10 protein-coding genes are annotated in these 13,201 nt (G+C 52.0%); 5 read left to right on the top strand and 5 right to left on the bottom strand.

Annotation, left to right across the window (positions count from 1 at the left end):
* Positions 1–52: 52 nt before the first annotated feature.
* Positions 53–1,030 carry a 6-phosphofructose-aspartate deglycase gene (gene fraB / locus ACLJRE_RS13465; protein ID WP_010989080.1) on the bottom strand — a complete coding sequence of 326 codons (978 nt, stop codon included), beginning with the start codon at positions 1,028–1,030 and terminating at the stop codon, positions 53–55.
* A 175-nt stretch (positions 1,031–1,205) separates the two neighbouring features.
* Positions 1,206–1,925, bottom strand: a complete 720-nt coding sequence (locus ACLJRE_RS13460) for a GntR family transcriptional regulator (RefSeq protein WP_000572566.1) — start codon at positions 1,923–1,925, stop codon at positions 1,206–1,208.
* A 325-nt stretch (positions 1,926–2,250) separates the two neighbouring features.
* Here ACLJRE_RS13460 and ACLJRE_RS13455 point away from each other — a divergent pair, with 325 nt between their 5' ends.
* The gene (locus ACLJRE_RS13455; RefSeq protein ID WP_000934257.1) at positions 2,251–3,900 is read left to right on the top strand and encodes an alpha,alpha-trehalase; all 1,650 of its coding nucleotides are present in this window, start codon (positions 2,251–2,253) and stop codon (positions 3,898–3,900) included.
* A 12-nt stretch (positions 3,901–3,912) separates the two neighbouring features.
* On the opposite strand, the gene ACLJRE_RS13450 is transcribed toward ACLJRE_RS13455, so the two are convergent.
* A complete protein-coding gene (locus ACLJRE_RS13450) occupies positions 3,913–5,502 on the bottom strand; it encodes an STY4199 family HEPN domain-containing protein (RefSeq protein ID WP_023212593.1) in 1,590 nt (529 codons plus the stop codon).
* Between the two features lie 280 nt (positions 5,503–5,782).
* Here ACLJRE_RS13450 and ACLJRE_RS13445 point away from each other — a divergent pair, with 280 nt between their 5' ends.
* Positions 5,783–6,139, top strand: a complete 357-nt coding sequence (locus ACLJRE_RS13445; protein ID WP_001120251.1) for a glycoside hydrolase family protein — start codon at positions 5,783–5,785, stop codon at positions 6,137–6,139.
* A 5-nt stretch (positions 6,140–6,144) separates the two neighbouring features.
* On the opposite strand, the gene ACLJRE_RS13440 is transcribed toward ACLJRE_RS13445, so the two are convergent.
* Complete coding sequence (locus tag ACLJRE_RS13440; RefSeq protein WP_001196081.1) at positions 6,145–6,747, bottom strand: response regulator transcription factor; 603 nt, start codon at positions 6,745–6,747, stop codon at positions 6,145–6,147.
* A gap of 630 nt (positions 6,748–7,377) precedes the next feature.
* On the opposite strand from ACLJRE_RS13440, the gene ACLJRE_RS13435 reads away from it, so the two are divergent.
* The 3 genes from ACLJRE_RS13435 to ACLJRE_RS13425 all read left to right on the top strand — a co-directional run bounded on the left by ACLJRE_RS13435 (position 7,378) and on the right by ACLJRE_RS13425 (position 11,051).
* Positions 7,378–8,277, top strand: coding sequence for a LysR family transcriptional regulator (locus ACLJRE_RS13435; RefSeq protein ID WP_023212594.1), 900 nt, complete (start codon positions 7,378–7,380; stop codon positions 8,275–8,277).
* A gap of 72 nt (positions 8,278–8,349) precedes the next feature.
* The gene (gene yhjD / locus ACLJRE_RS13430) at positions 8,350–9,378 is read left to right on the top strand and encodes an inner membrane protein YhjD (protein ID WP_000191230.1); all 1,029 of its coding nucleotides are present in this window, start codon (positions 8,350–8,352) and stop codon (positions 9,376–9,378) included.
* Between the two features lie 350 nt (positions 9,379–9,728).
* Positions 9,729–11,051, top strand: coding sequence for an MFS transporter (locus tag ACLJRE_RS13425; RefSeq protein ID WP_001148981.1), 1,323 nt, complete (start codon positions 9,729–9,731; stop codon positions 11,049–11,051).
* A 39-nt stretch (positions 11,052–11,090) separates the two neighbouring features.
* Here the strand turns inward: ACLJRE_RS13425 and ACLJRE_RS13420 are convergent, their stop codons facing one another.
* Positions 11,091–13,151, bottom strand: coding sequence for an AsmA family protein (locus tag ACLJRE_RS13420; protein WP_000158679.1), 2,061 nt, complete (start codon positions 13,149–13,151; stop codon positions 11,091–11,093).
* Between the last annotated feature and the right edge of the window lie 50 nt (positions 13,152–13,201).

Here is a 13,201-nt window from a genome sequence, read left to right as displayed (position 1 = left end):
GTTTGTCTTTACAATAAAAAGCGTCCCTGCTTTTTTATCCATCCTGATGTAATTAATATTCCACTTTCCACATATAGCGGCGCGTCGTTAACGGATGCTGGCGCGCCTCAGCTAACGCCCGATTGTAAACGGGATAAACGTTATTAAAGAGAGAGTGGTTAAAGTAATCAATAACCGTGGTTTTAATGGTCGATAGCCCCAGCTCTTTCGCATCGACAACTTCAATCCGGCGGCCATATTTTTTCAGGAAGTTTAACGCGCGTTCATCCACCGCCCGCGTATTGCCCTCGGAAAACTGGAAGAAGAAAGGCGTATTCGCATCGGTAATTTCAAACGGCCCGTGGAAAAACTCACCGCTATGAATACAGGCGGAATGTATCCATTGCATTTCCATAAAGATACAGATGCTCTGTAGGTAGGCTGCGCCATAGCCCGCGCCGCTGGCGACGGTGTAAATGACTTTATCGTCTTTATATTCCTGCGCGAACGCCTGCGCACGCTCCGCAACCTGCTCGCAAGCGCGCCAGACGATACGGTTGATTTTGCTGACGCCATCCTGAAAATCGTCGTAGTGCGCATACCCTTCCGTCTGCTGGAGCAGTTCGACCGCACTCAGCAGGCCTTTCATCGTTTTCTCTCCGGCAATATCTTTACCGTCGCCAAACGTGTACGTTTCCACATAGTCGCAATGCGCCACCAACGGTGAATCCATTATCCAGGTTAAACCAATGACCGGCGCGCCGTGCTGACGGGCGATTTCAGCCGCTTTAATTGTCTCTGGCGTATTACCTTTGTGGGAGGCGACAACCACAACGGCATTTTCTCCCAGCGCTACCGGCGGGTTGTTAATAAATTCTCCGCTGTTATACAGACCGACAGTCAACGCTTTCGCTTCTTTTTCTAAAAATGCTTTCGCCGGATAGAACGCCGCATAAGAACCGCCGCACGCCACGTAATAGACGTGTTTAACGCCTCCTTTCTCTGCCTGGCTGGTCACAATATTGCTAACTGTCTCTTTCATACCCATCATGCTTTCCTCTGGTTCCATCAATGATACAGGCGAGGATTCGCCATAAATGACTCATAATGTATTATTATTTTTATATGACATTTAAAGACATTTGATCAAGATGGAAATCAAAAAAAATCGGGATCCGCGATCTGGATCCCGATTCAGCCTGCTCTTCGTTAGCGTAATGCTGACATCATACGGTAAACCGTATTTTATCGCCGACAATCAACTGTTGCGAAACGCAGGAGAGTTCTCCTTTGTTATCAATCATTTCACTTTTTATCAGGATCAGCGGATAACCCTCGTTGACGCCAAGATAATGGGCGACTTCAAAGCTGGCATAAACCAGTTCGATCATCTTACGGGAGTGGGTAAACCATAAATGGTATTTCTCGCGTAAGCATTCATACAAAGAGTGATTATTAAGATCTTCGTCCAGCAAAAACGCAAAACGTGGGGGAAGATGTACGGTTTCCAGCGATACCGCCACATCGTCGGCATAGCGGATACGTTCAATGACGACCGCTTTTTCGCCATCGTTCATATTCAGTAACGCTTTTGTCTCATCGTCTACCGATTCAAAAACGGATTTGATGGTGCGTGACCCCGGGCGACGTCCCTGGGACTGGCATAACTCGCTGAAACTCATGATGCCGGTCATGCTGCGCTGAAATTTCTCACCAGAGACAAAGGTGCCTTTGCCGGAGACACGGGTCAGCAAATTTTCACGCGTCAGCGCATCCAGCGCCTTACGGACCGTGACCCTGCTCACCTGCCAGCGCGCGCTCAGTTCATTTTCCGTCGGGATCTGCTGGCCTGGTTTATACTCTCCACGCGCAATGGCCTCTTTTAAGGCGGCTTCAAGCTGCTTATAAAGCGGTTTGGCGCTTTTACTGTCGGGTTGCTCGATCATTTGTATCCATTTGTATTATCATAGTGCCATAGCTTGTATTATAACTATTTACGTTACCTTTGCTTGTGAATCCACGCCATGCGGCGACGTAGTGATACCGCTATGAAACGAATGTTCTGATTTTAGGTCTGGGGAGGGCGTCATGAAAATAGGATTTTCGCAATACTATTCAGTAACTTATGAAGTGTTTTTCTTGAGAGGCAAATTGTAAAATGTGATCTACCGCACACTTTGCCACTCAGGTATCGAAGCGAATGTCTACGCTTAATAGACAGCCGGGCAACACCCGTATCTTTTACGACGCAAGCCGGAGGTCCTTGTCATTATGCTCAACCAGAAATTAAACCCCACGCCTTCTGAAGATCTGACTATTGATGTCGATCTGCTTTATGAAACAGACCCGTGCGAGTTAAAGCTGGATGAAATGATCGAGGCGGAACCGGAGCCGGAGATGATCGAGGGGCTTCCCGCCTCTGACGCCCTGACCCCTGCCGATCGGTATCTCGAACTGTTCGAGCATGTACAGTCAACAAAACTGTTTCCAGACAGTAAAACGTTCCCGGACTGCGCGCCGAAGATGGACCCGCTTGATATCCTGATCCGCTACCGTAAGGTCAGACGCCACCGTGATTTTGACTTACGCCGCTTCGTCGAGAACCATTTCTGGCTACCGGAAACCTTATCCAGCGAGTATGTCTCTAACCCCGAAAACTCGCTCAAAGAACATATTGACCAGCTTTGGCCGATACTGACGCGCGAACCGCAGGATCATATTCCGTGGTCTTCGCTGCTGGCGCTGCCGCAATCCTATATCGTGCCGGGAGGCCGTTTTAGCGAAACCTATTATTGGGACTCTTATTTTACCATGCTGGGTCTGGCGGAAAGCGGGCGCGAAGACTTACTTAAATGTATGGCGGATAATTTCGCCTGGATGATTGAAAACTATGGCCATATTCCCAACGGCAACCGGACCTATTATCTGAGCCGCTCGCAGCCGCCGGTTTTCGCCCTGATGGTTGAACTGTTCGAAGAAGATGGCGTGCGCGGCGCACGGCGTTATCTCGACCATCTCAAAATGGAATACGCCTTCTGGATGGACGGCGCCGAATCGCTGGCACTCAACCAGGCTTATCGCCACGTTGTGCGGATGCCGGACGGTTCCCTGCTGAACCGCTACTGGGACGATCGCGACACGCCGCGCGACGAGTCCTGGCTGGAAGATGTCGAAACCGCAAAACATTCCGGTCGTCCACCCAATGAAGTCTACCGGGATTTGCGCGCCGGGGCGGCGTCCGGCTGGGACTATTCTTCACGCTGGCTACGCGATGCGGGCCGGCTTGCCAGCATACGCACTACCCAGTTTATCCCTATCGATTTGAACGCTTTTCTGTATAAACTGGAGAGCGCTATCGCCAATATTTCAGCACTGAAAGGCGAACGTGACACCGAGGCGCTATTTCGCCAGAAAGCCAGCGACCGACGCGCCGCCGTAAACCATTATCTGTGGGATGATGAAAACGGCTGTTATCGGGACTATGACTGGCGACGCGAAGAAATGGCGCTCTTTTCCGCCGCCAGTATCGTGCCGCTGTATGTCGGTATGGCGAACCACGAGCAGGCCGACCGTCTGGCAAATGTGGTGCGCAGCCGTCTGTTAACGCCCGGCGGGATTATGGCGACCGAATACGAAACCGGCGAACAGTGGGATAAACCGAACGGCTGGGCACCGCTGCAATGGATGGCGATTCAGGGCTTCAAACGGTATGGCGACGATATGCTGGGCGATGAAATCGCCCATAACTGGTTAAAAACGGTGAACCATTTTTATCAGGAGCACCATAAACTGATCGAGAAATACCATATTTCCGGCGGTACGCCCCGCGAAGGCGGCGGGGGCGAGTATCCGCTACAGGATGGGTTCGGCTGGACCAATGGCGTGGTGCGCCGCCTGATTGGCCTTTACGGAGAGCCTTAACCTGCTCCGGGCTCAGTGAATCGCATCATAAATGGCTGACTGAATTTTCAGCCATTTTTTATTGTCTGCGCTGGGCCGGGCCTGAGCGCGCAGTCGGGCCTGCTCCGTATCGTGCTGCTGGCGCGTCACAACAGCCGGAACGGTGCAAAACGTTTGCAAATAGGTTTTATGCATCGCGGTCAGCGGCGCGCCGCTCGACATGTCATGACTTAACGTTGTGATAAATCGTCGGCAGGGTTTGACCTCATCCATCAGCGCGGGATAACGCAACAACAGTTGCAGCACCTCGGTATGTCCTGCCGCAAACGCCTGCTCCGTCCACGCGAGCTGCCAGTTCATTCCGCCCTGGAGGAACAGCGCCGTCACCCGCGTATCATTGCGCTCTATCGCCGCCCGCATGGTAAACGCATCCCAGGTAATCCCCATATGATTGAGCGTTTCCCGCGCGGAAGGCGCCTCGCGCGGCGGTTCATCCTGCGCCATTGCGGGAGCTTGCCCGTTATCGGAGCCTGGCGACGGCGAACTAAATAGCCAGAACGCGCCCGCCAGTATCGCCAGCGTCATGACGCCAACCCCGGCCCACAAAGTGCCGGAAATAAGTTGCTCACGCTCTTCAGGCGTACGCGGAGGCCGCTTACGCGGTGGTTCTATGCTCTCGCTAATCTCATGCTTATCTCCCCCGGCCTGCCGATCTTTAAGCCGCGCGGTTTCCCAGAACTGGCGCAATTCACGTTCATCCGCCAGCAGAAACGAAGCGGGATTCACGCGAGTACGTTTTTCGGCATAGGCGCGCTGGATGGGCCGAACGATTTGCTGATACTGAACGTTTAGCAGCATAAGCTGCGCTGAGGTGAGCGGCTGCCTGGCGATAACCTCGTTTCGCGCGAGGCGGCAATCATCCAGAAACATACGCAGAGTGGTACGCGACTCGGCGAACAGCGTTAACGCTGAGGCGTCATTAAAAATTCTGACGTAATGACGGGCAAACAATTTTTTATCGACCACCATAAGCGCCAGTTCGCTGAACAACATGCCCTCCAGCGCATGTTGATCTTCTCCCTGTTTTAACCACTGGCGCAAACGGTCCGGGCCAAAATGTTGCTTGAGGTAGTGATTCAGCGACGCCCGATCCGGCCATGCGCGCGCAATAAGCGCTTTTAACGTCAGTTCTATCGCCCGAAGCTGACGCTGCGCCTCAAGATGCGCCTCCTGGTCGGGTTCTTCCAGCTCAGTTTGATACGTCAGTAGCGGCTGCTGCTGACGTAGATGTTCCAGCGAGGTGACAAAACGCAACGCGGCAAGGAGTTGATTTTCGCTCACCTCTTGCCCGCTGTCATACTGGGGAACATGCTGCTGAAGGTGACGCAGTTGCAGCATAAACTGGCTCAACTGCGCGTCATTTATCCGCAATTTTTTCGCCACTGCGCCCCAACCGCCCAGGTTAAGACGCGCCTGCTCAAGTTGTTCCATGAACCACCGGGGCTCTTTTCCCTCTGTGGTATGAATACCCAGCAACAGCAGGATTTCTATTGATGCCTGGCGGATAATCCCCAGGCTATGTTCAAAAGGCGCGCGTGTCGCCTGCGAAGCGCTATTCGTCATTATCTTCCCTAAAAAGACGATCCCGCGACGAGATCTTCGTTTTCTTTTAATTATGTTTTTTCATAGATATAACAGATTTAGCCACATTTCAGTGACTTAATCTTAATGATTGCAAATTTATAAGAAGATCGGTTACTAACCAAAAACATCAGTTTTTCATTCTGTCAACGCGGCGTGACGCTGAACGGCATAGACCTTTTCCCTGCCTGCGTTTGGCCATCTGACCGCTAGCCACGCGTGCAGCACACTTTATAATCGCGCTTTTTATGAGAAAGATGCCATGCCGCACATTTCATCTCGCTTTAGCTCCGCCTGCATCGCGTTTATTAAACAGTGGCAGGGTCTGTCGCTGGAAAAGTATCGCGATCGGCAGGGTAACTGGGTGATTGGTTACGGGCATATGTTGACGCCGGATGAGACGCTGACGTTCATTACGCCCGACCAGGCGGAGGCATTCTTGCTGGATGACCTCAATAGCTGCGATATGCTGCTACAGAATTGTTTGCCGGAACTTAATGATCGGTTTCAACGCGAAACGCTTATTGCGCTGATGTTCAGCATCGGACATCAGCGTTTTTTATCATTAATCAATACGGGTGATATTTCACAGCCAGAAATAAGCGGACTGCGAATTTAACGTCGTTAATTCGATTCATTTAACATCATGGCGGCCTGGGTACGATTTTTTACATCCAACCGCCGGTAAAGCGACTCCAGATGCGCTTTAACCGTCCCGGTACTAATATTTAACGCCCGCCCAATTTGTTTATTTGATTCTCCTGCGGCAAGCATCTGTAAAATTTCCCGCTGGCGGGCGCTTAACGCTTTTATATCACGGGACTCCAGCTCCGTTGAATTTAACCAATCCCCCGGTAAAAACATCATCCCGCGAGCGACAGCATTGAGCGCAAGGACAAAGGTTTCGGCATCAGAATCGCGTGGCACCACGGCCTGAACGTTAAATTGCATGACTTCATGCAGCCACTTTTGACTGCCATCCATCGCCGTGATAATAATCTTCACCTCCGGAAATTGCTGCGCGATTCTTTGTAACACCTCGCGGCAAAATTCAGCATCCAGGCCGCTATCCAGCATGACCAGCGCATCCGGCGCGCTTTCTATTTTTTGCCAGAGTTCTTCTGCCTGACCGACACTCTGGATACTTATTCCTGGAATGTGCTGCTGCAAACTGATTTTCATTCCATGAATAAATATTGACTGCCTGTCAAACATGATTACCTGCATTACTTTTCTCCACCTGGGTAAGATAATAGTCTCAAGATGAGGAAGGGTATTACCCGTAGGGTAAAATAAGAAGTCGCCATTTGGTATAGGCCATTTTACCGATAGTCATTGGTTGAGGAAGGGAAAGGTTATGAATATTTACAGCTTCAACATCGGGATTACAGAATTCGCTAAAATTAGCGTTTTAAAGTAAGGAATATCTTATTAGTACAAACAGACAAGGCTAATTTGAATATTAATTTAATGAAGAGTACGCCTGGCGCGTCACAAAGGAAATATCTGCTTTTCGCCTGATGTGTTACAAAAAATAAAGTAGCACATTTTGTTAAAAAATAGCCAATCCGCCTGAAAACCGCGACGATGGGTCAATGACAATACCGTGTATGTACATGCATTTCTCTCTCCCACTACACCCGCGGCTATCAGCGTGTTTTACCGCTCTCGTCCCGTTTATCGGCTTTTTGGCGCTAAAAAGCCTGGCCGGAAGGCGATAAATCCGCCGCGCAACGTGATCAGACGTATTCGTCACGCGAGCAATGATTGCGAAAGGGCTTATTAGATGCTAGAAAATCAATAAAACCAGCCGCTTCAGCGTCACTGTTTCAATAAAAACAATAATAGAGCCTGATGATGGATAAAATATATGCAATGAAATTGTTTGTACGCGTGGCGGAACGGGAAAGTTTTTCCCGCGCAGCAGAGGATATCGGCCTTCCCAAAGGCAGCGTCTCACGGCAAATACAAGCGTTAGAACATCAACTGGGCATCCGCCTGCTCCACCGCACCACCCGGCGGGTACAGCTTACTCAGGACGGAATGGTTTACTACGAACGGGCAAAAGATCTGTTGAGTAACCTGGATGAACTGGAAGGTTTTTTCCAGCCTGATCCCGCCAGTATCAGTGGCAAAATACGGGTAGATATACCGCCATGTCTCGCAAACAGCCTCATCATGCCGCGCCTGCCCACTTTTTTGCATCAGTATCCCGGCATTGCGCTGGAATTTTGTAGTAGCGATCGACAGGTCGATTTACTACGGGAAGATTTCGACTGCGTGGTGCGCACAGAGCCGCTACATGCGCCAGGGATACTGACGCGCCCGCTTGGCAAACTGAGGATGGTGAACTGCGCCAGCCCACAATACCTGGCGCGCTTTGGGTATCCAGAAAACCTTGACGACCTCGCCTCACATGCGGTGGTGCATTATTCATTAACACCGGGAGTCTCTTCACCGGGTTTTGCCTTTGAAACTCCCCACGGTATGCAGTGGGTAAAAACCGGCGGAATGCTAACGGTAAACAGTACGGAGACCTGGCATACGGCCTGTCTGGCAGGATTAGGGATCATTCAGACGCCGCGCATTGCTGTACGGGAGGCGTTACGCGCCGGAACGCTCATTGAAATTTTACCGCAATATCGCGCCGCTCCACTGCCGGTGACGCTGCATTATCCCCATCGCCGTAATCTTTCCCGCCGGGTACACTTGTTTATGGTATGGCTGACTGAAACCATTAAAGAGGCCGCAGAGTAGCCGCATTTTCAGCATCCACCGGGGAGAAGCTATACTGACATATTCTATTAATGATGAAGGACTACCGACCTGATGACGCAGGAAAATGACGTAAAACGCCCTATTCAGGAACTGGAGCACGACCCGATACAAAAAATAGAAACGCAGCCGCATGACGCCCCGGAAAAAAACGAAAAGGCAAATCAGGCGTTGCATTCCGTCACCTCCCTGGTGCAAAAAATTCAGCGTCAACCAATGGTGGCCCACCTCATTCGCGCGACCGAACGTTTTAACGATCGACTGGGTAATCAGTTTGGCGCGGCTATCACCTACTTTTCGTTTCTGTCGATGATCCCGATAATGATGGTGTCCTTTGCCGCGGCAGGTTTTATCCTCGCCTCGCACCCTAATCTACTGGAAGATATTTTCAGCAAGATATTGATGAATGTGAGCGATCCTACGCTGGCGTCCACGCTTAAAAATACGATTAATACGGCGGTTCAACAGCGTACCACGGTAGGGCTGGTCGGACTGGGTATCGCGCTCTATTCCGGCGTTAACTGGATGGGCAACCTGCGGGAAGCGATTCGCGCCCAGTCACGGGACGTCTGGGAGCGCAAGCCGCAGGATCAGGAGAAAATCTGGCTCAAATATCTACGCGATTTTATCTCGCTGATTGGATTATTAATCGCTTTAATCATTACGCTGTCCATTACTTCCATCGCCGGTTCCGCCCAGCAGATGATCATCTCCGCCTTGTATCTCGACAGCATCGAATGGTTAAAACCGGCCTGGCATTTGATCGGTCTGGCCATCTCTATTTTTGCCAACTATCTGCTTTTCTTCTGGATTTTCTGGCGACTGCCTCGCCATCGTCCCCGTAAAAAAGCGTTGATTCGCGGGACATTTATTGCCGCTATCGGTTTTGAGGTGATTAAAATCATTATGACCTATACGCTGCCGTCACTGGTGAAATCGCCTTCCGGCGCAGCGTTTGGCTCCGTACTCGGTCTGATGGCCTTCTTCTACTTTTTTGCCCGTCTGACGTTATTCTGCGCGGCCTGGATAGCCACCGCCGAATACAAGGACGACCCGCGAATGCCGGGTAAAACGCAACGCTAGTCTGCGGCTTGCTGCCGAATGGCACGCACGGCGTCGTCATTCGGCCTACTGCTGTGTGTACCCAGGCCGGGCAAGCAAAGCGTACCCGGCGGTACAATCAGGCACGTCCTTCCGCCTCATCTCATTGTTTCAGCATATAAATCCAGTAATTAACTTTTATTTAACCAGAAACCAGTTTTATCCACCAATTCTAAAATTATGTGAAGCATTTCATAGACGCAAAATGGCTGGCTTAAACATTATCCCCTTTTTGCGCTTTTTTTGACCATTTTTGGCTTTTGTTACACATTGAAATATAACTTTTGCTGTGCGTAATATGGCTATTCGTTCGCTAAAAATAAGAAAATAGTATGCAAGCAACCGCCACAACACTCGACCATGAGCAGGAACATGTTCCGGTAAACTCACGCAATAAAGTCGTTATTGCCTCGCTTATTGGCACCGCAATTGAGTTCTTCGACTTCTATATTTACGCCACCGCTGCGGTGATCGTGTTCCCCCTTATCTTCTTCCCCCAGGGCGATCCCACTGCGGCAACGCTACAATCGCTCGCCACCTTCGCTATCGCGTTTGTGGCGCGTCCGATCGGCTCTGCGCTATTCGGCCACTTCGGCGACCGGGTAGGCCGCAAAGTCACGCTGGTGGCTTCGCTGCTGACGATGGGGATCTCCACGGTCATTATCGGTCTGTTACCGGGCTACGCGACGATAGGTATTTTCGCGCCGTTGCTGCTGGCGCTGGCGCGTTTCGGTCAGGGACTGGGGCTGGGCGGCGAATGGGGCGGCGCAGCGTTATTAGCGACGGAGAATGCGCCGCCGCGCAAACGCGCGCTGTATGGCTCCTTCCCACAGTTGGGCGCGCCGATCGGCTTCTTTTTTGCCAATGGCACCTTCCTGTTGCTCTCCTGGCTGCTGACCGACGAGCAGTTTATGAGCTGGGGCTGGCGCGTGCCGTTTATCTTCTCGGCGGTGCTGGTGATTATCGGCCTGTATGTGCGCGTGTCGCTGCATGAAACGCCGGTGTTTGCGAAAGTCGCCGCAGCGAAAAAACAGGTAAAAATACCGCTGGGCACGTTGCTGACGAAGCATGTCCGCGTAACCATTCTCGGCACGTTTATTATGCTGGCGACCTACACGCTGTTCTATATCATGACCGTCTATTCCATGACTTACAGCACTGCCGCCGCGCCGGTGGGGCTTGGCTTGCCGCGCAATGAAATACTGTGGATGCTGATGATGGCGGTGATTGGTTTCGGCGTGATGGTGCCCGTCGCCGGCCTGCTGGCGGACGCATTTGGCCGTCGGAAAAGCATGGTCATCATTACCACGCTCATCATTCTCTTCGCGTTGTTCGCCTTTACCCCGCTGCTGGGTTCAGGTAATCCAGCGCTGGTATTCGTGTTCCTGTTGTTAGGCCTGAGCCTGATGGGGCTGACCTTCGGCCCAATGGGAGCGCTGCTGCCGGAGCTATTTCCGACGGAAGTGCGCTATACCGGCGCATCGTTTTCCTACAATGTGTCATCAATTCTGGGCGCTTCCGTCGCGCCGTATATTGCCGCATGGCTGCAAAGCCACTACGGGCTGGCGGCGGTAGGGGTTTACCTGGCGTCAATGGCGGCGCTGACGCTGATTGCACTGCTGTTAACCCATGAGACGCGTCATCAGGCGTTGTAATAGGGCGCCGGATGGTGTCATCCGGCGCTACGTTTCACGTTACTGCTTCATCTGCGTTAAAATCGTCCGGCACTGATTGGCTTCGCCTTCAGAGGGCGAAATTAGCGCCAATAGCGCGGCGGCGGGCGTTACCAACGTCGCCAGCGCTGCTGCAACCGCGCCGCGCGCAATCAGCGGGCCGGGCTTGACGCCCGCCTGCGGATTTTTAAATGTCCCACGCACGTACAGCGGCGATCGCAGCGTAATAATACGAATCCCCTTACTTTCCGGATCAATGGTTAAATCGAGTTGTTCAGAGGCGAAGCTCGCCGTACCGGTCACGTTAATCAGCGCATTTTCTGTATCAAAAGCAAAAATTTGCGGTCGCGCCACGCCGTTCGCAATATTGAGATTCGCCGCCGCGCAGTTAACCCGCACTTCGTCATCGCCAAAAATCTGCCCGACAATATAGTTGCCGACGTTCAGCCCCACGATTTCCATCAGGTTGCGGCTAATCAATCCATCATTCATCAATAATTTGAGATTGCCGTTACTGTTGCCAAGCAGCGCGGCGACCGAGTTGCCCGTTCCGCGAATATCCGCATCGCCGTTCAGCTCGCCCAGCGTTTTCTGCATCAGCTCCACATCCGGCATCAGTTCTTTAAGCTTCAGCCGACGCGCCTGTATATCCGCCCGCCCCTGCATTGGCTTTTTATCCCCTTCCAGATGGATGTTGGAGACAATACTGCCGCCTGCCAGACCAAACTTCAGCGGCTGTAGACGTAAGTCGGCGTTTTTCAGGATGATATGGGTCGAAAGATCGCTAATCGGTAGACTGCCGCCATGCTCAATACGCCGGCCTTTAAACCGGACATCGGCGTCCATAACGTCCCATTTGTCGGTTTCAAAACGATCGTAAGGCAACACTTTATCCGCCGGCTGAACATTCTTCTCGCCTTTGCGCTGTTCAGACCGTTTCGACTGCTCAGCGTCTTTCCCGGAATCCACGCCAATCAGCGGCCCAAGATCGGCCAGTCGTAACTGGCGCGATTCGACATCGCCTTCCAGTTTAGGGCGCGGTTTACCGGTGGTATAAGTGAGGGAGCCGTGGATATCACTGTCGCCAATGCGCCCGTTAAAACCGCGATAATCAAATACCGATGACTTTTCGGCGTCAATTTTCGCCACCAATCGCCCATCGGTCTCAAACGGCGGCGTATCCGGCAGCAGCACGCCGGTTAAATCATATAAATCGCCCAGTGAATCGCCAGAGAATTTAAGCCGCAGATCGACGCCGCCCATTTTCATCGGTTCGTTCACCACGCCGCTAAAAGCCACCCGAGTATTACCAGAGCGGAAATCGGCCTGCACAGGAAAAGGCGTACTTTCGCTGCGTAGCGCCAGCATACCGCCTATTTTCCCCGTACCGGTCAACGGTTCCCCGTTATAACGCCCCTGCGCCTTCAGGCCGAAGACATAGTCGCCCACGCTGGATTTGTCTTCTTTTCCTTTCGTTCCCGTCACTTCGCTGAACGGCAACGGTTTGCCTAACGGATCGATCAGAATAGTGATATCCGCTTTGCTGACCTTATCATCGATCGCGATTCGCCCCTGGTCGAAGAGAATATTATCCAGCCGGAAGGACCAGGCGGAAGGTTTAGCATTGGGGTCCGTATTCTTGTCTTGCGCGAGGTTAAAGGTCCAGTTATTGGTTTTCTCAGACAGGCGAATAAGACGCGCGTCGGGTTTCACCAGTTTGATCCACGGCAGCCAGACGGTTTTGGTCAGGAGCGCCAGCGGAGCAAGCGTCGCCTCAACGCGTGGCAGATGCACCATCGTGACTTCCGGAATATCCGGCGGATTGCCGAGAATGACGTCTTCCGCGTGAACATGCGGCCACGGTACCCAGCTTCGCCAGCCGGTCTCCTGTTTTTGGCGTTCCCACACCACGCCTAAATCGCCGCGAATAGCGAAAGGCCGGTTCAATTCGGTAGAGACTTTCTGGTTGATGGTCGGTTTGAGGCGGTTCCAGTCAAATGTTGCGATCAACAAAATCACTATGGCGATCAACAACAAGAAAGTCCCTGTGATGGCGGCGGTTATTTTGCCTGCTTTAGTCATGTGTTATTTCCTCACTTCTTCCCTTGCCTGTCCTAAAGATAGTTCAGCCA

The organism is Salmonella sp. SAL04157, assembly GCF_046551635.1.
GTDB classification, from domain to species: Bacteria; Pseudomonadota; Gammaproteobacteria; order Enterobacterales; family Enterobacteriaceae; genus Salmonella; species Salmonella enterica.
The sequence above is the reverse complement of the archived record's forward strand: the minus strand, read 5'-3'. Positions and strand labels throughout refer to the sequence as shown.